General features: G+C 64.2%; 21 protein-coding genes. 10 read left to right on the top strand and 11 right to left on the bottom strand.

What is annotated here, in order from left to right; all coding sequences use genetic code 11:
• Positions 1–7: 7 nt before the first annotated feature.
• From mltB to ABX298_RS07415, 7 genes are all read left to right on the top strand, one after another.
• Positions 8–1,018, top strand: coding sequence for a lytic murein transglycosylase B (gene mltB / locus ABX298_RS07445; RefSeq protein WP_025340767.1), 1,011 nt, complete (start codon positions 8–10; stop codon positions 1,016–1,018).
• Positions 1,018–2,019, top strand: a complete 1,002-nt coding sequence (locus ABX298_RS07440) for a septal ring lytic transglycosylase RlpA family protein (RefSeq protein WP_046613225.1) — start codon at positions 1,018–1,020, stop codon at positions 2,017–2,019. Before mltB ends, ABX298_RS07440 begins: the two co-directional genes overlap by 1 nt.
• Positions 2,020–2,289: 270 nt before the next feature.
• Positions 2,290–3,450, top strand: a complete 1,161-nt coding sequence (locus tag ABX298_RS07435; protein WP_025340765.1) for a D-alanyl-D-alanine carboxypeptidase family protein — start codon at positions 2,290–2,292, stop codon at positions 3,448–3,450.
• Positions 3,451–3,523: 73 nt separating this feature from the next.
• Positions 3,524–3,799 carry a DUF493 domain-containing protein gene (locus ABX298_RS07430; RefSeq protein ID WP_003249736.1) on the top strand — a complete coding sequence of 92 codons (276 nt, stop codon included), beginning with the start codon at positions 3,524–3,526 and terminating at the stop codon, positions 3,797–3,799.
• A complete protein-coding gene (lipB, locus tag ABX298_RS07425; protein ID WP_013974352.1) occupies positions 3,799–4,446 on the top strand; it encodes a lipoyl(octanoyl) transferase LipB in 648 nt (215 codons plus the stop codon). The genes ABX298_RS07430 and lipB overlap by 1 nt, the downstream gene beginning before the upstream one ends.
• Positions 4,447–4,448: 2 nt before the next feature.
• On the top strand, positions 4,449–5,465 hold the full coding sequence (gene lipA, locus ABX298_RS07420; RefSeq protein ID WP_367394254.1) for a lipoyl synthase: 1,017 nt from the start codon (positions 4,449–4,451) through the stop codon (positions 5,463–5,465).
• A gap of 87 nt (positions 5,466–5,552) precedes the next feature.
• The gene (locus tag ABX298_RS07415; protein ID WP_367394253.1) at positions 5,553–6,491 is read left to right on the top strand and encodes an LD-carboxypeptidase; all 939 of its coding nucleotides are present in this window, start codon (positions 5,553–5,555) and stop codon (positions 6,489–6,491) included.
• A gap of 121 nt (positions 6,492–6,612) precedes the next feature.
• On the opposite strand, the gene ABX298_RS07410 is transcribed toward ABX298_RS07415, so the two are convergent.
• From ABX298_RS07410 to leuS, 5 genes are all read right to left on the bottom strand, one after another.
• Positions 6,613–7,926 (bottom strand): lytic murein transglycosylase, encoded by a 1,314-nt coding sequence (locus ABX298_RS07410; protein WP_367394252.1) that lies wholly within the window; start codon positions 7,924–7,926, stop codon positions 6,613–6,615.
• A gap of 60 nt (positions 7,927–7,986) precedes the next feature.
• Positions 7,987–8,151 (bottom strand): alternative ribosome rescue factor ArfA, encoded by a 165-nt coding sequence (arfA, locus tag ABX298_RS07405; RefSeq protein WP_003257578.1) that lies wholly within the window; start codon positions 8,149–8,151, stop codon positions 7,987–7,989.
• Positions 8,152–8,340: 189 nt separating this feature from the next.
• Positions 8,341–9,378 (bottom strand): DNA polymerase III subunit delta, encoded by a 1,038-nt coding sequence (holA, locus tag ABX298_RS07400; protein ID WP_085663576.1) that lies wholly within the window; start codon positions 9,376–9,378, stop codon positions 8,341–8,343.
• Between the two features lie 39 nt (positions 9,379–9,417).
• The gene (gene lptE / locus ABX298_RS07395; RefSeq protein ID WP_286100622.1) at positions 9,418–10,023 is read right to left on the bottom strand and encodes an LPS assembly lipoprotein LptE; all 606 of its coding nucleotides are present in this window, start codon (positions 10,021–10,023) and stop codon (positions 9,418–9,420) included.
• Positions 10,024–10,083: 60 nt separating this feature from the next.
• A complete protein-coding gene (gene leuS, locus ABX298_RS07390; RefSeq protein WP_274078601.1) occupies positions 10,084–12,690 on the bottom strand; it encodes a leucine--tRNA ligase in 2,607 nt (868 codons plus the stop codon).
• 227 nt (positions 12,691–12,917) lie between these two features.
• Between leuS and ABX298_RS07385 the strand changes: the two genes are divergently transcribed.
• Positions 12,918–13,232 carry a hypothetical protein gene (locus ABX298_RS07385; RefSeq protein ID WP_003257582.1) on the top strand — a complete coding sequence of 105 codons (315 nt, stop codon included), beginning with the start codon at positions 12,918–12,920 and terminating at the stop codon, positions 13,230–13,232.
• Positions 13,233–13,368: 136 nt separating this feature from the next.
• Positions 13,369–14,130, top strand: a complete 762-nt coding sequence (locus tag ABX298_RS07380; RefSeq protein WP_367394251.1) for a YdcF family protein — start codon at positions 13,369–13,371, stop codon at positions 14,128–14,130.
• A 125-nt stretch (positions 14,131–14,255) separates the two neighbouring features.
• Here the strand turns inward: ABX298_RS07380 and lnt are convergent, their stop codons facing one another.
• From lnt to ABX298_RS07360, 4 genes are read right to left on the bottom strand one after another with little or no spacing between them, the layout of a single operon-like run.
• Positions 14,256–15,773 carry an apolipoprotein N-acyltransferase gene (gene lnt, locus ABX298_RS07375; RefSeq protein ID WP_025340757.1) on the bottom strand — a complete coding sequence of 506 codons (1,518 nt, stop codon included), beginning with the start codon at positions 15,771–15,773 and terminating at the stop codon, positions 14,256–14,258.
• Between the two features lie 8 nt (positions 15,774–15,781).
• Complete coding sequence (locus tag ABX298_RS07370; protein WP_003257584.1) at positions 15,782–16,621, bottom strand: HlyC/CorC family transporter; 840 nt, start codon at positions 16,619–16,621, stop codon at positions 15,782–15,784.
• A gap of 25 nt (positions 16,622–16,646) precedes the next feature.
• A complete protein-coding gene (ybeY, locus tag ABX298_RS07365; RefSeq protein WP_015271932.1) occupies positions 16,647–17,120 on the bottom strand; it encodes an rRNA maturation RNase YbeY in 474 nt (157 codons plus the stop codon).
• A complete protein-coding gene (locus ABX298_RS07360) occupies positions 17,113–18,111 on the bottom strand; it encodes a PhoH family protein (protein ID WP_039613560.1) in 999 nt (332 codons plus the stop codon). Before ABX298_RS07360 ends, ybeY begins: the two co-directional genes overlap by 8 nt.
• A 276-nt stretch (positions 18,112–18,387) precedes the next feature.
• On the opposite strand from ABX298_RS07360, the gene ABX298_RS07355 reads away from it, so the two are divergent.
• The gene (locus ABX298_RS07355) at positions 18,388–18,714 is read left to right on the top strand and encodes a DUF1820 family protein (protein WP_013974341.1); all 327 of its coding nucleotides are present in this window, start codon (positions 18,388–18,390) and stop codon (positions 18,712–18,714) included.
• 3 nt (positions 18,715–18,717) lie between these two features.
• On the opposite strand, the gene ABX298_RS07350 is transcribed toward ABX298_RS07355, so the two are convergent.
• Positions 18,718–19,263, bottom strand: a complete 546-nt coding sequence (locus tag ABX298_RS07350; RefSeq protein ID WP_286100619.1) for a tetratricopeptide repeat protein — start codon at positions 19,261–19,263, stop codon at positions 18,718–18,720.
• Between the two features lie 257 nt (positions 19,264–19,520).
• Positions 19,521–20,804, bottom strand: coding sequence for a glutamate-1-semialdehyde 2,1-aminomutase (gene hemL, locus ABX298_RS07345; RefSeq protein WP_013974339.1), 1,284 nt, complete (start codon positions 20,802–20,804; stop codon positions 19,521–19,523).
• Positions 20,805–20,817: the final 13 nt, after the last annotated feature.

Below are 20,817 nucleotides of genomic sequence, written 5' to 3'. Positions count from 1 at the left end.
GAATTTCATGCAAGCAGTGCGTAACTGGGCTGCCCGTTGTGCGCCGTGGATCGGCGCGGTGGGCCTGTTCGGCGCTGTACAGCTGGCCCATGCCGGCGATTACCAAGGCTCGCCCCAGGTGGCCCAGTTCGTTGGCGAAATGAGCCGCGACCATGGCTTTGCCCCTGAGCAGCTGATGGGTGTGTTCAGTGAGGTGCAGCGCAAACAGTCGATCCTCGACGCCATTTCGCGCCCGGCCGAACGGGTAAAGCCGTGGAAGGACTACCGGCCGATGTTCATCACCGACGCGCGCATCGCCCGCGGTGTGGACTTCTGGCGCCAGCACGAAGCGGTGCTGGCCCGTGCCGAGCAGGAATACGGCGTGCCGGCGCAGTACATCGTCGCCATCATCGGCGTGGAAACCTTCTTTGGCCGCAACACCGGCAACTACCGGGTGATCGATGCCTTGTCGACCCTGGGCTTCGACTACCCGCCACGGGCCGAATTCTTCCGCAAGGAGCTGCGCGAGTTCCTGCTGCTGGCCCGTGAGGAGCAGCTCGACCCGCTGACGCTCAAGGGCTCCTACGCCGGCGCCATGGGCCTGCCGCAGTTCATGCCGAGCAGCTTCCGCAACTTCGCGGTGGACTTCGACGGCGACGGCCACATCAATATCTGGAACAACCCGGACGATGCCATCGGCAGCGTGGCCAGCTACTTCAAGCGCCACGGCTGGGTGGCCGGCGAAGGTGTGGTCAGCCGCGCCTGGGTGGACGGTGGGCGCGCCGACGAAGGCCTGACTACCGGCATCGAGCCGGTAAAAACCGTTGGGGAGTTGCGCACGCTTGGCTGGTCGGTCCATGATTCGCTGCGCGATGATCTGCCGGTTACCGCCTTCCGTCTCGAGGGTGACAATGGCCCCGAGTACTGGATGGGCCTGAAGAACTTCTACGCGATCACTCGCTACAACCGCAGCGTGATGTATGCCATGGCGGTGCATCAGCTATCGGAACAGCTGGTTCAAGCACGGGGCGTCAAGTAATGCGCGCAATCTTCTCTGGCAACTCTTTCAAGCTGCTCACCTGCCTCGCCGTCGGCGTGGTGCTGGCCAGCTGTTCGTCCAACCGCCCGTCCCAGCAAAGCAGTGGCAACGTGGTGCGCACCCAGCCGGGCCTGGACATCAACCGGGCGCACAAGGACGGCGCGCCGTGGTGGGACGTGGATGTGAACAAGATCCCCGACGCCACGCCAACCGTGCATACCGGCAACTACAAGGCCAACCCGTACACGGTGCTGGGCAAGACCTACTACCCGATGCAGGACTCGCGCAACTATCGCGCTGAGGGCACCGCGTCGTGGTACGGCACCAAGTTCCACGGTCAGAACACCGCCAACGGCGAGCTGTACGACCTGTACGGCATGAGCGCGGCGCACAAGACCCTGCCGCTGCCGGCCTACGTGCGGGTGACCAACCTGGCCAACGGCCGCAGCGTGATCCTGCGGGTGAACGACCGTGGGCCGTTCTATTCGGACCGCATCATCGACCTGTCCTATGCCGCGGCGAAAAAGCTCGGTTATGCCGAGATTGGTACCGCGCACGTGCGCGTCGAAGGCATCGACCCGCAGCAATGGTGGGCCCAGCGTGGCCAGACGCCGCCGATGGTGCTGAAAGAGCCGCAGGTGGCCCAGACCCAGGCAATCCCGGCCAGTACCGGGCGCGTCGAGCAATGGACTCCGCCGCCCCAGCAGCATGCGGCGCCGGTGGTGCCGGTGCAGGTGGCTGGCAACAACGTGCCGGCCGGCAGTGGCGGCAGCTTCCTGCAGGTGGGTGCCTTCGCCAACCCGGACGCCGCCGAACTGCTGCGCTCCAAGCTCAGCAGCATGGTCAGCGCGCCCGTGTTCATCAGCTCGATCGTGCGCAACCAGCAGACCCTGCACCGCGTGCGCCTGGGGCCGATCAACAGCCAGGGCGAGATCCAGCAAGCGCAGGACAGCATCCGCCTGGCGAACCTTGGGCAGGCCAAGCTGGTCACAGCTGACTGACCGCGTTGCCTTCTTCGCGGGCACGCCCGCTCCCACAGGGGCATGCGAAACCCTGTGGGAGCGGGCGCGCCCGCGAAGAAGGCAACACCAAACTGTCGGTTTTGTCATGAATTGCCGGGCGCGGGCATGTACAATGTCGGCTTTTGCCCGCAGCGACATAAAGCCGCACTTTGCGAGCCTGGCCTACGGCCACAAAAACTAGACTGACTGGCGCTGGGCACATGATCTTGCCCAGGGAACATCAGACCATTAGCGATTTTCGAGAGACGGATGAACATCACCAACCTTGCCAAACGACTTTGCCTGCCCGTACTGCTGATGATCACGCCTGCCGCCTTCGCGGCTGAGCAGATGACGCCGGCGCCACCGCAACTGGCAGCCAAGTCCTACGTACTCATGGATGCGTCCAGCGGCAACGTGCTGGTCGAGAACAACGGTGACGAGCGCCTGCCGCCAGCCAGCCTGACCAAGCTGATGACGGCCTACATCGCCACCCTGGACATCCGTCGCGGCCAGATCGGTGAAAACGACCCGGTTACCGTCAGCGAAAACGCCTGGCGTACCGGCGGTTCGCGCATGTTCATCAAGGTGGGCAGCCAGGTGACCGTCAGCGACCTGCTGCACGGCATCATCATCCAGTCCGGCAACGACGCCTCGGTCGCCCTGGCCGAGCACATCGCCGGCAGCGAAGACGCCTTCGCCGACATGATGAACAAGACCGCTGCCGACCTGGGCATGGGCAACAGCCACTTCATGAACCCGACCGGCCTGCCGCACCCGGAGCACTACTCGTCGGCCCACGACATGGCGACCCTGGCCCGTGCGATCATCAACGTCGACCCGGCCCACTACGCCATCTACTCGCAGAAAGAGTTCTTCTGGAACAATATCAAGCAGCCAAACCGCAACCTGCTGCTGTGGCGTGACAAGACCGTCGACGGCCTGAAGACCGGCCACACCGACGAAGCCGGCTACTGCATGGTGGCTTCGGCCGTTCGCGATGGCCAGCGCCTGATCGCCGTGGTATTCGGCACCAACAGCGAGCAATCGCGTGCTGCCGAGACCCAGAAGCTGCTGACCTACGGTTTCCGCTTCTTCGAAACCCAGACCTTCTACCAGAAGGGTACCGAGCTGACCAAGTCGCCGGTCTGGAAGGGCGCGACTGGCGAAGTGAAAGCGGGCCTGGCCAACGACCTGACCCTGACTATGCCTAAAGGCCAATTGAAGCGCCTTCAGGCTTCGATGACCATGAACCCGCAGCTCACCGCGCCAATCGCCAAAGGTGACGTGATCGGCAAAGTGGAAGTCAAACTGGACGAGAAAGTGGTTCACAGCGCCGACCTGATCGCCCTCGATGGCGTCGAGGAAGGTGGTTTCTTCCGCCGTATGTGGGATAGCATCCGTCTATTCTTCTACGGGTTGTTCAACTGATACGTGACCTGCATGCCCCCGCGTATCCAGCGGGGGCGTTGTTGTTGCCACGGCTTACGAGGCCGTTTCCGCCATGAGCGAACCAGACGTCAAGTCGCACAAGATCGAATTCCCCTGCGACGATTACCCGATCAAGGTCATCGGTGATACCGTTGTCGGCTTCAAGGACACGGTGATCGAGATCCTGAGCAAGCACGCCAAGGTCGACCTTTCCACCCTGGCCGAGCGCCAGAGCAAGGAAGGCAAGTACACCACCGTGCAATTGCACATCGTTGCCGAAAGCGAGAACCAGCTGCACGATATCAACAGCGCCCTGCGCGCGACCGGCATCGTGAAAATGGTGCTCTGATGTCCGCCTGCCTCGGTTTTCGCGAGCTTGGCCTGCAGCCCTACGAACCGGTGCTGGAGGCCATGCGTCGCTTCACCGAGCAGCGCAGCCCGGACAGCCAGGATGAAGTCTGGCTGGTCGAGCACCCCGCGGTCTTCACCCAGGGCCAGGCCGGCAAGGCCGAGCACCTGCTGGTGCCGGGCGACATCCCGGTGGTGCAGACCGATCGCGGTGGCCAGGTGACCTACCATGGCCCCGGGCAGCTGGTGGCCTACCTGCTGCTGGATGTGCGCCGGCTGGGCTTTGGCGTGCGTGAGCTGGTCAGCCGTATCGAGCAGACCCTCATCGACCTGCTCGCCAGTTACGATGTCCAGGCCGCGGCCAAGCCCGATGCCCCGGGCGTCTATGTCGACGGAGCGAAAATCGCCTCCCTCGGCCTGCGAATCCGCAACGGCCGTTCGTTCCACGGCCTTGCCTTGAACGTGGACATGGACCTCGCGCCATTCCGCCGAATCAACCCCTGCGGCTATGCGGGGCTGGCGATGACCCAGCTGCGCGACCTGGCAGGTCCGATCGAACTCGACGAGGTCAGGACAAGGCTGCGCGGACAGCTGGTCAAGCACCTCGACTACGCTGAGCAGACGACCCTCACGGGCGGAATCGACTGAATATGACAACTGTGCAAGAAGCCGTGCCGAACCTGATATCTACCCAGGATGCCACCCCGCGCCCAGCGCCGAAGAAGGTGGAAGCCGGGGTCAAGCTGCGTGGTGCCGAAAAGGTGGCGCGCATTCCGGTGAAGATCATTCCCACCGAAGAGCTGCCGAAGAAGCCCGACTGGATCCGCGTGCGTATCCCGGTGTCGCCCGAGGTAGACCGCATCAAGCAGCTGCTGCGCAAGCACAAGCTGCACAGCGTATGCGAAGAGGCATCCTGCCCGAACCTGGGCGAGTGCTTCTCCGGTGGTACCGCCACCTTCATGATCATGGGTGACATCTGCACCCGTCGTTGCCCGTTCTGCGACGTTGGCCACGGCCGGCCGAAACCGCTGGACCTGGACGAGCCGAAGAACCTGGCCATCGCCATCGCCGACCTGCGCCTGAAGTACGTGGTGATCACCTCGGTGGACCGCGACGACCTGCGTGACGGTGGTGCCCAGCACTTTGCCGACTGCATCCGCGAAATCCGTGCGCTGTCGCCGGGCGTACAGCTGGAAACCCTGGTGCCGGACTACCGTGGGCGCATGGATATTGCCCTGGAAATCACCGCGCAAGAGCCGCCGGATGTGTTCAACCACAACCTCGAGACCGTACCGCGCCTGTACAAGGCCGCGCGCCCGGGTTCGGACTACGACTGGTCACTGGACCTGCTGCAGAAGTTCAAGCAGCTGGTGCCGCACGTACCGACCAAGTCGGGCCTGATGCTCGGCCTGGGCGAGACCGACGAGGAAGTGATCGAAGTGATGCACCGCATGCGCGAGCATGACATCGACATGCTCACCCTCGGCCAGTACCTTCAGCCGTCGCGCAGCCACCTGCCGGTGCAGCGTTTCGTCCACCCGGACACCTTCGCCTGGTTCGCCGAGGAAGGTTACAAGATGGGCTTCAAGAACGTCGCTTCCGGACCGCTGGTGCGCTCTTCGTACCACGCTGACCAGCAGGCTCACGAAGCCAAGATCAAGCTCTGAGCCAAGCACAGAGCCACGCATGCCGATGCGCGCCGAAGGGCGGCATCGGCATTTTTGTTTGTGCCACACGCGCTGCAAGGAGCCGCGATGAATTGCGCCGAAACCTTCCAACCCAGCCTGCCCGCCGCGCTGCCGCGTGATGCCTGTTTTGCCATTGTCGCCCCGGCGGGCGCGGCGCGGCTGGATACGCACAAGGTCAACCAGTGGTTCGTTGATAGAGGCTACAGCTGCCGCATCTATCCGGGAGCCCTTCAGGCCCAGGGCTATCTGGCGGGGCCGGACCGGCAGCGGTTGCAGGACCTGCATGATGCCTTTGCCGACCCGGGCATCGACGCCATTCTGTGCATGCGTGGGGGGTACGGCAGCATGCGTCTGCTCGACCAGCTCGATTTCGAACTGATCCGGCGCAACCCCAAGCCGCTGATCGGCTACAGCGACATCACCGCGCTGCACACGGCGATCTACCGGCATACCGGGCTGCTCACCTTCCATGGCGGGATGCTCAATGCCGACCTGCTGGGGGCCAAGTTGCCGCCAACCGAGACTTCGTTGCTGGCGCAGCTGGGTGGGCATGTGCGGGCAGGGGAGCAGATCGTGCACCCTGCTGACTTCTCTTTGAGCAGCGTGCTGCATGGGGTGGCCAGCGGGCCGCTGCTGGGCGGCAACCTGTCGATGCTGGGCGCGACCCTGGGGACGATTGCCGAGCTGGATACGCAGGGCTGCATCCTGTTCATCGAGGACGTCAACGAGCCGCTGTACCGGGTGGATCGCTTGCTGACCCAACTGCGCCTGGCGGGCAAGCTGGAGGGGGTGAAGGGTGTGCTGGTGGGGGACTTTGCCGGGATTACCACTGCGGCGTTGATGCCCGTGCTGGAGGACATCTTCGCGCCGCTGGGTGTGCCGGTGCTGGCCGGATGGCGCAGTGGGCATTGTGACCCGAATGTGTGCTTGCCGTTGGGGGCTCAGGTAATGCTGGATAGCGGGAGGCAGACATTGGTGTTGGAGCAGGATTTGTTCAAGGCTTGAGATTGCCGGGGCTGCTTTGCAGCCCATCGCGACACAAGGCCGCTCCCACAGGAGAAGTGCTATCGCTTGTGGGAGCGGCCTTGTGTCGCGAAAGGGGCGCAACGCGCCCCCAGCAATCTCACTATTTGCGCAGGCTCTCGAGCAGCTTGTGGGTCGGATACCCATCCGCCGGCCACCCCAACCCCTGCTGGGCATTGCGGATCGCCTTGCGGGTATTGGCGCCAATGATGCCATCGGCATTGCCGGCTTCGTGCCCATTGCTGTTCAGCAGGTTCTGCAGCTCCATGCGCTCGCTGCGGCTGAGCGGCAGGTCTTCTTTCGGCCAGCTGCCGGCAATGAAGCCCCAGCCCGTGAAGCGATCACCCAGCAGGCTTACCGCCAGCGCGTAGGATGACGAGTTGTTGTACTTGAGGATGGCGCGGAAGTTGTCCAGCACCAGGAACGCCGGGCCACGCGCGCCCGCTGGCAGCAGCAGGGCGGCAGACAGCTGGTTGCTGCCCACTGGCAACTGGGTTCCGGCAGGCAGTTTCACGCCCATCGACAGCCACTCGCTCACCGGCTTGCGCAGGGCGCCATCGGCCTGCCAGTAATCGAAGCCAGGCGGCACCTGGACCTCGAAGCCCCACGGCTGGCCACGTTTCCAGCCCGAGCTCTGCAGGTAGTGCGCGGTCGATGCCAGGGCGTCTGGCGTGCTGTTCCAGATGTCACGGCGGCCATCGCCGTCGAAGTCCACGGCGTGGGTGTTGTAGGTGGTCGGGATGAACTGGGTCTGGCCCATGGCGCCGGCCCACGAGCCACGCATGGCCTCAGGCTGGATGTCGCCATGCTGGATGATCTGCAGCGCAGCGATCAGCTGGTCCTGGGCGAACTGCGGGCGGCGGCCCTCATAGGCCAGGGTAGCCAGCGAGCGGATCACCGATTTGCTGCCCTGGAACTGGCCGAAGTTGCTCTCCATGCCCCATACCGCGACCAGCACCTGGCGATCGACGCCATAGCGTTGCTCGATGCGGGTCAGCAGTTCGGCGTTCTGCTCCAGCAGCTTCTTGCCGTTGCGTACACGCAGGGGCGACAGGGCGCCTTCGAGGTATTCCCATACCGGGCGGGTGAATTCCGGCTGGCTGCGATCGGCCTTGATCACGTCCATGTCGGGGGTGACGCCGAGGAAGGCGCGGTCGAAGGTGTCCTGCGAAATGCCGGCTTGCAGGGCTTGCTGGCGAAAGCCTGCTTGCCATTGTGCGAAGGTTTGCAGAGGCTGGATTTCAGTGCTGGCGTCGGGCGTCGTGCCGGGCAGGGTCACCACCGGGGCGGGCTGGGCGGGGGCCAGCGGCAGGGCATCGGCGGCGGTGGGCTTTTCTGCGCAGGCCACGAGCAGGATGAAACTGGAGGCCGCGATCAGCTGACGGGTTTTCCAGCGGGGGAGAAGACTGAGGAGCATTCACAGATCCAGAATTGCAGGTCAGGTGATGACCATACCATGCCTGCGCTTTCGATGCTTTCATGCAGCCAAAAAGTAGGAAGCCTCCCAATCTCTCGATTGGAAGGCTTCGCGGCGGTAGCTGCCTTTGCCCTTGTTCGGCTGTTCCTGGCGGCAGCGGAACAGCGGTTGGGCGATGATCGACTTGGCCTTGTTGGGGCCGTGCTTTTTCGGCTTTTTGCTCATGGCGGGATTCCCGGGTTGGGTGGGTTTCGCGGCGCACTGTAGGGCTTGGGGCAGGGTGGGGCCAATTGATTGTGTATATGGTTCGAGGGCCCGATCGCCGGCAAGCCAGCTCCCACAGGTACAGCACAGCCTCCAAGGCCTGTTATATCCCTGTGGGAGCTGGCTTGCCGGCGATTGGGCCTTTGAATGTTACTCGGGAGGCAGTGCCAGGCGCTGGCCGGCCATCAGCAGCGACAAGCGCGCCAGGCCGGTCCACGGCGAGCCCTCGGCCTGGCCCTTGATCTGTGCATCGATACGCTGGGCATCTTGCAGCAACTGCGCCCAGCGCTGCGCCGACAGGCGCTGCAGGGCCTTGCTGACCAGTGGCCGGCGTTTGTCCCAGATCGGCGGGCGGGCCTGGCTGAAGGCCTTGTCCAGCGGTACACCCTGGCTGAACTGCTGGGCCAGCCCGGCCAGCTGGCGCAGCTCACGGGCCAGGGCCCAGAGAATCACTGGTGGCTCAACGCCTTCACCGCGCAAGCCTTCGAGCATGCGCAAGGCATGCGCGGCTTCGCCGTTGAGAATGGCATCGACCAGGCCGAAGACATCGAAGCGGGCGCTGTCGGCGACGGCGGCCTGCACGGTCTCCACGGTGATCTGGTTACCTTCGGCAAGCAGCTTGAGCTTTTCGATTTCCTGCGCTGCAGCCAGCAGGTTGCCTTCCACGCGTGCGGCAATCAGGTCGACGGCGTCACGCTGTGCCGACAGGCCGGCCTGCTGCAGGCGCTGGTTGATCCACTGCGGCAGCTGGTGCACATCCACCGGCCAGATCTGGATGAACTGGCAGTGGGCGCCTTCGATCAGCGCCTTGCCCCACTTGGTCTTCTGCGCACTACCGTCGAGCTTGGGCAGGCTGACCAGTAGCAGGGTGTCTTCGGCGGGGTTGGCGCAGTATTCCATCAGCGCAGCAGCGCCCTTGTCACCGGGCTTGCCCGAGGGCAGGCGCAATTCCAGCAGGCGGCGCTGGGCGAACAGGGACAGGCTGGCGCCAGCCTGGAGCAGGGTGCCCCAGTCGAAGTTGGCGTCGGCACTGAATACCTGGCGTTCGTCGAAGCCCTGCTGGCGCGCGGCGTTGCGGATGGCGTCGGCGGCTTCCTGGCACAGCAGCGGGTCGTCGCCGCTGACCACGTAGACTGGTGCCAGGGCGCCTTGCAGGTGCTTGTTGAGTTGGGCGGGAGCGAGCTTCATGGGAAACAGGCGGGGCACCCGAAGGTACCCCGCTCGGGCTTAGTTGCCCGGTACTTCCAGTGGCGACTGCTGAGGCGTTTCGGCCTGCTGGCGGCGAGCGGCCTCCAGCGCAGCGGCTTCGGCCTTGGCACGTTCGTCGGCTTGGCGCTGCAGCTCGTCCAGCTGGGACGGGGTCAGCATCTGCAGGCGAACGACCATGGCGTTGACCAGGTCGCGACGCATTTCTTCGCGGGCGCGGTCGGCTTCCTGTTCGGAACCGGTGATGTTCGAGCCGTCACGCAAGTAGATCTTGCGTACTTCCAGCTTGTCGCTCATCAGCTCCAGGTTGTTCAGGCCCTGGATGCTGTAGTTCAGCACGGTGGTCAGCTCGTACTCGGCGGTACGGTTGCCACTGTTGTAGGTCGCCGAGCGCTCGCGCTCCTGCTCGTTGGTCAGCACCAGACGGTACGGTGCGCCAGCGTGCACGTTGACACCGCTACGCTGCAGTACTTCACGCAGCTGGAGCACGGTCGGGCCGTAGGCGTTGCGCGCACTGACGTCCATTTCCTTCACGCTCAGTTCGGTAGAGCCGGTGCCGCGCAGCTGGAAACCGCAGGCGCTGAGCATGACCGCCAGGCCAATTACCAGCAAATTGCGTTTGATCATGTTGTTGCTCCCTTGTGGGCCTGTTCGCCCGCCCGCAGTGGCTGCGGGCGGGCGTTGCCATCAGTTGGCGACGATGTTGACCAGCTTGCCGGGTACCACGATGACCTTGCGGATGGTCAGGCCATCGATGAAGCGCAGGACGTTCTCGTTGCTGCGCGCGGCGGCTTCGATTTCTTCGCGGCTGGCGGCGGCCGGCATTTCGACCTGGCCACGCAGCTTGCCGTTGACCTGCACTACCAGGGTGACGGTGTCCTGTACCAGGGCTGCCTCGTCGACGGCTGGCCAGCTGGCGTCGATGACGGCCTGCTGGTGGCCCAGCTGTTGCCACAGCTCGTGGGAGATGTGCGGGGTGATTGGTGCCAGCAGCAGGGTGACGGCCTCCAGGCCTTCCTGCAGCAGGGCACGGTCCTGTTCAGTGGCCTGCGGGGCCTTTTCCAGCACGTTCATCACGGTCATCACCTGGGCGATGGCGGTGTTGAACTTGTGGAACTGGCCTACGTCGGTACTGGCCTGCTTGATGGCGGCGTGGATGGCGCGGCGGATGACCTTCTGCGCGTCGTCCAGGGCGGCGACATCCAGCTTGCCCGGCAGGCCTTGGGCCACGTGGGCCTGGGCCAGGCGCCAGACGCGGCGCAGGAAGCGGCTGGCGCCTTCGACGCCGGAGTCGGACCATTCCAGGCTCATGTCGGGCGGCGAGGCGAACATCATGAACAGGCGGCAGGTGTCGGCGCCGTACTGGTCGATCATCGATTGCGGGTCGACGCCGTTGTTCTTCGACTTCGACATCTTCTCGGTGCCACCGATTTCCACCGGCAGGCCGTCGGTCTTCAGGCGGGCGCCAATGATCTTGGCCTTGGCATCGCGCTCGACCTCGACATCGGCCGGGTTGAACCAGTCCTTGCCGCCGTTGCTGGCCACACGGTAGTAGGTTTCGGCGACCACCATGCCCTGGGTCAGCAGGTTCTTGAACGGCTCGTTCGAGGTGACCAGGCCTTCGTCACGCATCAGCTTGTGGAAGAAGCGCGCGTACAGCAGGTGCAGGATGGCGTGCTCGATACCGCCGATGTACTGGTCGACCGGCAGCCAGTGGTTGGCCGCTTTCGGGTCGACCATGCCACCTTCGTAGTTCGGCGAGGCGTAGCGGGCGAAGTACCAGGACGACTCGACGAAGGTGTCCATGGTGTCGGTTTCGCGCTTGGCCGCGGTGCCGCATTTCGGGCAGCTGCACTCGTAGAATTCAGGCATGCGCGCCAGCGGCGAACCGGCACCGTCCGGCACCACGTTCTCTGGCAGGGTGACCGGCAGCTGGTCTTCCGGCACCGGTACGTCGCCGCAGGACGGGCAGTGGATGATCGGGATCGGGCAGCCCCAGTAGCGCTGGCGGCTGATACCCCAGTCGCGCAGGCGGAACTGGGTACGCGATTTGCCCAGCTCCTTGCGGATCAGGGCGGCTTCGATGGCGTCGAAGGCACCGGCGAAGTCCAGGCCGTCGAACTCGCCGGAGTTGATCAGCTGGCCGTGCTCGCCATAGGCGGCCAGCCACTCGTTGCCGACTTCGTCGCCAGCGCTGGTGCGCACCACGGCCTTGACCGGCAGGTTGTACTTGTGGGCGAACTCGAAGTCGCGCTCATCGTGGGCCGGCACGGCCATGACGGCGCCATCGCCGTAGTGCATCAGCACGTAGTTGGCGACCCATACCGGCAGCTTCTCGCCGGTCAGCGGGTGCTCGACCAGCAGGGAAGTGGCCATGCCCTTCTTCTCCTGGGTGGCCATGTCGGCTTCGGCAACGCTGCCGCTCTTGCACTCGTCGATGAACGCCTGCAGCGCCGGGTTGCCCTGGGCGGCCTGGGTGGCCAGCGGGTGTTCGGCGGCGACGGCGACGTAGGTGGCGCCCATCAGCGTGTCGGGACGGGTGGTGAAGACCTTGAGCGTGCCTTCGTGGCCGATGCTGGCCAGGTCGAACGGGAACTGCACTTCCATGCCGCGCGACTTGCCAATCCAGTTGCGCTGCATGGTCTTGACCTGCTCAGGCCAGCCCGGCAGCTCGTCGAGGCTTTCCAGCAGCTCGTCTGCATAGTCGGTGATGCGGAAGTAGTACATCGGGATTTCGCGCTTCTCGATCAGCGCGCCCGAACGCCAGCCACGGCCGTCGATGACCTGCTCGTTGGCCAGTACGGTCTGGTCCGCCGGGTCCCAGTTCACGGTACCGTTCTTGCGGTAGATGATGCCTTTCTCGAACAGGCGGGTGAACAGCCACTGCTCCCAACGGTAGTAGTCGGGCTTGCAGGTGGTGACTTCACGTGCCCAGTCGATGGCCAGGCCCAGGCTCTTGAGCTGGGTCTTCATGTAGTCGATGTTTTCGTACGTCCACTTGGCCGGGGCGACGTTGTTCTTCATCGCCGCGTTTTCCGCGGGCATGCCGAAAGCGTCCCAGCCCATCGGCTGCAGGACGTTCTTGCCTAGCATGCGCTGGTAGCGGGCAATCACGTCACCGATGGTGTAGTTGCGCACGTGGCCCATGTGTAGCTTGCCGCTCGGGTACGGGAACATCGACAGGCAGTAGTAGGTGTCCTTGCCTGGCTGTTCGGTAACAGCGAACGATTGTTGCTCGTCCCAGAACTTCTGGGCGGCGGCTTCGATATCACGGGGCGTGTATTGTTCGTGCATGGCTACTTTTTGCTGAGAGAGAAGAGACCTTGTTCCAGGCAGCGGAACCTCGCTGCGTCCGGCACTCCGGTGTCGTTTAGAGTGAACGCCGTAGCATACAGCAGCGCCGCGCATCGTGGGAAACCTTCGTTGCGAATGCCCGCTGGTCGCGGCACACGGCTGCTTTTTGCAACGACGCTAAGCTCAGGTGTGGGGGGAGATATTCTTATCTTCAATGAGGTGAACGGATGGGAGAGACGCAGCTACCCGCAATCAGACCGGAGCTATACGAACGCCTGATCGACCGGCTTGGCCTGGCGCTGGAAGTGGCCAGGACCTCGGTGCGATTGCGCGACGAAATGCCAGCCGAGCTGGAGTTGCGTGGCCTGAGCCACGCAGAGTTCGAACTGATCAAGGCCTACCTGGATTCCCTCCCGGAGCGCCACAATGCCTGTGTCGGCAGTTACCCACAAGCGGAGCCGACATCGGCCAAGATCATCTGGCTCAAGGACAAGAAACGCCCCGCCAGCACGGCGAGATCCAGGACGCTGCCACATCGCTAGCCGTTCAGGACGCCAGGCGCAGGCTATCGCGCGCCGGTTCTTCAAAATTTGCACAGCTCACGATCGGCGCCGGCCGCACCCTTGTTGACCGGCGTCGATCCTTCTAGGCTGCACGCCTGCCAAGGAGGTGTGGCCAATGCCGATCCGATTCTTCGTCAAACAATGGCTGATGCCGCCAGGCGTCCTGTTCCTGCTGCTGCTTGTGGCGTGGTGGCTGCGTCGCCGCCGGCCCAGGCTGGCAGCGCTGTGTTTTGCCGTGGGCCTTGGTGGCCTGTGGCTGATGAGCCTGCCGCTGGTGGTGCAGGAAACCGCTCGTGCGCTGGAGACGGAAGCGCCGCTGGCGGTAAGCGATTGGGCCGGCCTGGCAAGCCGGGCAGATGCCATCGTGGTGCTGGGCGCGGGGCGTGAGCGAGGTGACCCGGCCTGGGGTGGTAGCGACCAGCCCACGGCCACGGCACTGGAGCGCATGCGCTTTGCCGCGCGGCTGGCCAAGGCTTCGGGCTTGCCGGTGCTGACCAGTGGCGGGTTGCACTATGGCACGCCGCCGAGCGAGGCGCGGTTGATGGCTGATCGCCTGCGTGAAGATCTCGGTGTCGAGGTGAAATGGCGGGAGGAGGGCAGCCGCACGACCTGGGAGAATGCCCGGCTGACGGCCAAGGTGCTGCAGCCGTTGGGGATTCGCCGGGTGGTCGTGGTGACCCAGGCGTGGCACATGCAGCGCTCGCGCTGGAGCTTCGAGCAGGCGGGGTTCGAGGTGGTGCCGGCGCCGGTCGGGTTCCTCGGGCGCGATCATGCTCGGCCGTTCGGTGGGTTGCTGCCGGAGAGCCGGGCGATGTGGCAGAGCGGGCAGTTGCTCAATGAAGTGGCGGGGCTGGTGGGGTATCGGCTGTTCTACTGAGCCTTGTGTTGCCTGTGCCGGCCTCTTCGCGGGTGAACCCGCTCCCACAGGTACACCGCAGGCCATGGGCTTGTGCGGTCCCTGTGGGAGCGGGTTCACCCGCGAAGAGGCCGGTACAGGAAAACTCAAACGGTCTTGGCAATGCGCCCAGCCAGCAGCGCCCAACCCAGCAGCAATGCACAGACAATCGCCAGCGGCCACGACCGCCATTGCAGGTACGGCGTCAGTTTCTGCATCGGCACCACTTCGCCATACAGCACCGCCTGCTGGAACTGCGGTACCTGCGTGGTAATGCGGCCAAACGGGTCGATCAGCGCGGTCACGCCGTTGTTGGTGGCGCGGATCATCCAGCGGCCGGCTTCCAGCGCGCGCATCTGCGCCATCTGCAGGTGCTGCAACGGGCCGATCGAGGTGCCGAACCAGGTGTCGTTGCTGATGGTCAGCAGCAGGTCGCTGCGGGCCGCCAGGCCAGCGGCGAATTCGGGGTAGACCACTTCGTAGCAGATGTACGGTGCAATCTGGTAGCCCTTGGCCTGCAGCAGCGGCTGGTCTTCCGGCCCGCGGGCGAAGTCCGACATGGGCAGGTTGAAGAACTCGATCAGGCCGCGCAGCATGTCCTGCAGCGGCACATACTCGCCAAACGGCACCAGCTTCTGCTTGAGGTAGGTGCCATCGCCTTCACCGGTGACGGTGATGCCGTTGTAGTAGCGGCGCTGGTGGTGCACCACTTCACGCACCGGCACGCCAGTGATCAGCGCCGAATGCCGTTCGGCGGCGAACCGGCCCATCACGTCGATGTAGCCCTGGGCCTGGTCCTTGAGCACCGGGACCGCGGTTTCCGGCCACACCAGCAGGTCCACCGGCCTGGAGCTGAAACTCAGGTCACGGTACAGCGCCAGTTGCGCGTCGATGTGTGCCGGGTCCCATTTCAGGTCCTGCTCGACATTGCCCTGGATGGCCGCCACTTTCAGCGGGTCGCCCGCCGGCTTGGTCCAGGCATGGCCCTTGAGCGCCAGGCCCAGCACCCACGGGGCCAGCAACAGCAGGCAACCCACCGCCAGGAACGAGGGGCGGGCGCGCAGGCGGTGCAGGTTGCACAGCAGGGCAGCGGTCAAGGCCAGGGTGAAGGAAATCAGCCACACGCCGCCCAGCGGTGCCAGGCCGGCCAGCGGGCCGTCCAACTGGCTGTAGCCGGCGTAGAGCCAGGGGAAACCGGTCAGGAACCAGCCGCGGAAGGCCTCTTGCAGCAGCCACAGGGCGGCGAAGCACAAGGCATCGGCCAGTGGCGCCTCGGTGCGCCGCAACCAGCGTGCCCAAAGCCAGGTGGGCAGGGCGAAGAACCAGGCCAGGGCGGCGAAGAACGCCAGCAGCAGCAGGATCGCCAGCAGCGGCGAGGCGCCGCCGTAGGTGTTCATGCTGACGTAGATCCACCAGGTGCCGGCACCGTACAGGCCGAAGCCGAACCACCAGCCACGCCACATGGCCTGGCGCGGGCTGAGCTCGCGCAGGCCAAGGTAGAGCAGGGCGATGGACAACACGGCCAGGGGCCAGATGTCGAACGGCGCCAGGGCCAGGAGGGTGGAGGCACCGGCCGCCAGGGCCAGCAGGTTACCGGGCCAGCCGGGGCGGGTGATCCAACGCATGTTTGTCCTTAACGGGTGATCGGTGTCAGGCGCAGCAAGTGTATCCGCCGGCTGTCGGCATTGAGAATACGGAACTTGTAAGGGCCGATCTCGGTGGTTTCGTTGCGCTTGGGCAGGTGACCGAAGGCGCTCATCACCAGGCCGCCGACCGTGTCGAACTCGTCATCGGAGAATTCGCTGTCGAAGAACTCGTTGAAGTTCTCGATCGGGGTAAGCGCCTTGACCAGGAAGTCACCGCTGGGCAGCGGCTTGATGTAGCTGTCTTCCTCGACATCGTGCTCGTCCTCGATGTCGCCGACGATCTGCTCCAGCACGTCCTCGATGGTGACCAGGCCGGCCACGCCGCCGTACTCGTCGATGACGATGGCCATGTGGTTATGGTTGGCGCGGAACTCGCGCAGCAGCACGTTCAGGCGCTTGGACTCGGGCACGAAAGTGGCCGGGCGCAGCAGGTCCTTGATGTTGAAGCTGTCACCGTTCTCCTTGAGGATCAGCGGCAGCAGGTCCTTGGCGAGCAGGATCCCGAGCACATCGTCGTGGCTTTCGCCGATCACCGGGTAGCGCGAGTGCGCGGCGTCGATCACCGCCGGCAGGAACTCGCGGGGCGACTGGCTGGCCTTGATGCTGATCATCTGCGAACGCGGCACCATGATGTCGCGAACCTGCAGGTCGGCCACCTGGATGGCGCCTTCGACGATGGTCAGCGCTTCGCTGTCCAGCAGTTTGTTCTGATGGGCTTCGCGCAGCAGTTCAAGGAGTTGCTGGCGGTTTTTCGGCTCATGGGCAAAAGCCTGGGTCAGTTTACCCAGCCAGGACTTCTGCCCGTTGCTCGATCGATCTTCGCTCATGGCGGTTCTCGTGATCCTTCGTGTATCAGTGTGTGATGGTGTCGGTTTCATCGTCGGCGTACGGGTCTGGATGACCCAGTTCTGCCAGCAATTCCCGTTCCAGGCCTTCCATTTCCTCGGCTTCCTCATCTTCGATGTGGTCGTAGCCGAGCAGGTGCAGGCAACCGTGGATGACCAGGTGTGCCCAGTGCGCTTCCAGCGACTTGCCCTGTTCGGCGGCTTCGCGCTCGACCACCGGCACGCAGATCACCAGGTCGCCCAGCAGCGGGATATCGAGCAGGTCGTCGGGGACGTCGGCCGGGAACGACAGCACATTGGTCGCGTAGTCCTTGTGCCGGTAGGTGTGGTTCAGCTCGCGGCCTTCGGCTTCGTCGACCAGGCGAATGGTCATTTCCGAATCGGCGCTGCGCTGGCGCAGGGCCAGTTCGCACCAGCGGCGAAAGGCGGTGTCATCCGGGGCGGCAGCATCCGTGGCCCGTTGAATATCGAGTTCAAGCATCTTTGCCGGGCGCCTCGGGCTTGGCCTGGCGGGCATCGAAGCGGTCGTAGGCCTCGACAATGCGCTGCACCAGTGGGTGACGAACCACATCTTTGGGTTGGAAGTGGGTGAAGCTGATCCCCGGAACGTCCCTCAGCACCTCGATGACGTGCGCCAGGCCCGACTTGGTGCCACGGGGCAGGTCGACCTGGGTGATGTCACCGGTGATGACCGCGGTGGAGCCGAAGCCGATACGGGTGAGGAACATCTTCATCTGTTCCAGCGTGGTGTTCTGGCTCTCGTCGAGGATGATGAAGCTGTTGTTCAGGGTGCGGCCACGCATGTAGGCCAGCGGGGCGATCTCGATCACCTGGCGCTCGATCAGCTTGGCCACGTGTTCGAAGCCGAGCATTTCGTACAGGGCGTCGTACAGCGGGCGCAGGTACGGGTCGATCTTCTGGGCAAGGTCGCCGGGCAGGAAGCCGAGCTTTTCGCCCGCCTCGACCGCTGGGCGCACCAGCAGGATACGGCGCACCTGTTCGCGTTCCAGCGCGTCCACGGCGCAGGCCACGGCCAGGTAGGTCTTGCCGGTACCGGCCGGGCCGATGCCGAAGTTGATGTCGTTGGCCAGGATTTCCTTGACGTAGCGTTGCTGGTTGACCCCGCGCGGGCGGATGTTGCCCTTGCGCGTGCGCAGCGACACGCTGACCTCGTTGACGGCCGGGTTGTCGATGTTCTCGACGGTCGATTCCTGCAGGTACAGGTGAACGGTTTCCGGCGACAGGTCGCTGGCCTTGGTTTCGCGGTAGAGACGGCGCAGCAGCTGTTCGGCAGCGGAGGTGGTCTTGGGTTCGCCGATCAGCTCGAACTGATTGCCGCGGTTGCGGATCTCGATGGCCAGGCGCTGTTCGATCAGGCGCAGGTGCTCGTCGAACTGGCCGCACAAGTTGGCGAAACGGTGAGCCTCGAAAGGTTCGAGGATGAAACGATGGGGTTGTATGGGTGCGTTCAAGGTCGTTTTTAGCCGCTCGACGGCAATGGATGTGAACTCAAGAATAACCCTTGAATGGCAGTGGCGAAAGCACTGAAACGTTCAACGGTATGTATGGCCTGTTCCGGCCCTATCGCCGGCAAGCCGGGCTCCCACAGATACTGCACAGGCCTGAAGCTTGCGCAGTACCTGTGGGAGCTGGCTTGCCGGCGATGAGGCCGGGACAGGCAACACAGATCAGCAAACCTGTCTGCTATGATGCCCGCCTTTTCTTACGCATGTGTTATCCCGACGAACATGAGCAAACGCGAACCTGCCATCTATAAAGTGATCTTCCTCAACCAGGGGCAGGTCTTCGAGATGTATGCCAAGCAGATCTACCAGAGCGACCTGTGGGGGTTCCTGGAAATCGAGGAGTTCGTGTTCGGCGAGCGTTCGCAGCTGGTGGTGGACCCGAGCGAGGAGAAGCTCAAGAGCCAGTTCGATGGGGTGATCCGCAGCTTCGTGCCGATGCACTCGATCGTGCGCATCGACGAGGTGGAGCGCCTGGGCACGGCGAAGATCAGCGAAGCCAAGGGCGGCGGCAACGTGATGCCGTTCCCCATGCCGATGCCGGAAAAGTAACCCTCAGGGGAGTGGCGAGAACGGCGTGCGCCCTTCGGCGTTCTGCAGTTCCAGCAGGTACTTGCGGAAGATCTGGCCGAGCACCTGGGTGGCATGCTCCAGTTCGTCGCGGGGCATTTGCTCGGTCACTTCGTCGGCCATGTCCAGCGCATCCTCGGCGCCGTTGACCGCGGCCATCTTCAGCAGGATGTAGGCCTGCACATTGTTGGCCTTGACCCCTTCGCCACGGAAGAACATGGCGCCCAGGCGGTATTGGGCCTCGGCATGGCCTTGCAGCGAGGCCTTTTCAAACCAGTTCAGGGCTTTGCTCAGGTTTTTCGGCGTTTGCGTGTAGTAGTACTCGCCCAGTTCAAATTGCGCCTGGGCATCCCCCGCCGTTGCCGTCTGCTCACAAGCCTTGAGGGCGTTTGCCAGGTCTTCAGGCTGGACATTCAAGGTGCAGCGGCCCGTCGCCGGAATGAGCAACGAGTTACCGCCCTCCGCCAGGGCCAGCAGGGGCTGAAGAAGCAACAGGCAGCCCAGGGTCAGGGCGCGGCCGGTGCGGTTCATGGGGATCGACTTACCTCTGCAAAGCTGCGGCCAATGTCTCTGGTGGCACATTATGGGATAAGCAGCGCCAACCTTACAAAGTTTTACTCGAATTTCTGCTTGGTTGGGGAAGTCAGCTGATTGTGCAGGGTCTTTTGTTGCCTGTCCCGGCCTCTTCGCGGGCATGCCCGCTCCCACAGGGATCGCACCATTTTCAAGGTTTGTGCAGAACCTGTGGGAGCGGGCCTGCCCGCGAAAGGGCCGGTACAGGCTGACAATTACTTCAGGGCTGCAAAAGCCTTTTCAGCCGCATCCAGGGTGATCTGCAGCTCCTTGTCGCCGTGGGCGATGGAGGTGAAGCCGGCCTCGAACGCGCTCGGCGCCAGGTACACGCCACCATCGAGCATAAGGTGGAAGAAGCGCTTGAAGCGCTCGGCATCGCTGGCCATCACGTCTTCGAAGGTGACGATGTCGTCGGCACCGCTGAAGTACAGGCCGAACATGGCACCGGCCTGGGTGGTGACGAACGGCACGCCAGCGGCATCGGCGCGCTGTTGCAGGCCGTCGAGCATGCGGCTGGTGTAGTCGGTCAGCTCGGCGTGGAAGCCCGGGCGGCTGATCAGCTTCAGGGTGGTCAGGCCGGCGGCCATGGCCAGCGGGTTACCCGACAGGGTACCGGCCTGGTAGACCGGGCCGAGCGGGGCGATGCAGCCCATGATTTCACGCTTGCCGCCGAAGCAGCCGACCGGCATGCCGCCACCGACGATCTTGCCGAAGGTCGACAGGTCCGGCTTGATGCCGTAGTGGCCCTGGGCGCCGCCGAGCGAAACGCGGAAACCGGTCATCACTTCGTCGAAGATCAACACCACGCCGTGCTTGTCGCACTGCTCGCGCAGGCCTTCGAGGAAGCCTGGCGCCGGCGGTACGCAGTTCATGTTGCCGGCTACCGGCTCGACGATGATGCAGGCTACGGTCTGGCCGACTTCGGCCAGGGTTTTCTCGACGGCGGCGATGTCGTTGAACGGCAGGGTCAGGGTGTGCTTGGCGAAGTCCGCCGGCACGCCCGCCGAGCTCGGCACGCCCTGGGTCAGCAGGCCGGAGCCGGCTTTTACCAGCAGGCTGTCGGAGTGGCCGTGGTAGCAGCCTTCGAACTTGATGATGGCGTCACGGCCGGTGTAGCCACGGGCCAGGCGGATGGCGCTCATGGTGGCTTCGGTGCCCGAGCTGACCATGCGCACCATCTCCATGGACGGCACCAGCGAGCAGACCAGGTCGGCCATCTCGGTTTCCATGGCGGTCGGGGCACCATAGGACAGGCCGTGCTCCAGCTGCCTGCGTACCGAGTCCAGTACCTCCGGGTGGCCGTGGCCGAGGATCATCGGGCCCCAGGAGCCGACGTAGTCGACGTAGCGCTTGTCATCCTCGTCAACGACGTAGGCGCCTTCGGCATGCTTGAAGAACAGCGGCGTGCCGCCAACGCTCTTGAAAGCGCGGACCGGCGAGTTGACGCCACCGGGGATGTGCTTCTGGGCTTGGGCGAACAGGGCTTCGGAACGGGACATGGGGGTTCTCTCG

Origin of the sequence: Pseudomonas sp. X4, from assembly GCF_040784925.1 — a bacterium.
GTDB classification, from domain to species: Bacteria; Pseudomonadota; Gammaproteobacteria; order Pseudomonadales; family Pseudomonadaceae; genus Aquipseudomonas; species Aquipseudomonas putida_Z.
This window is presented reverse-complemented; position numbering and strand designations above follow the sequence as displayed.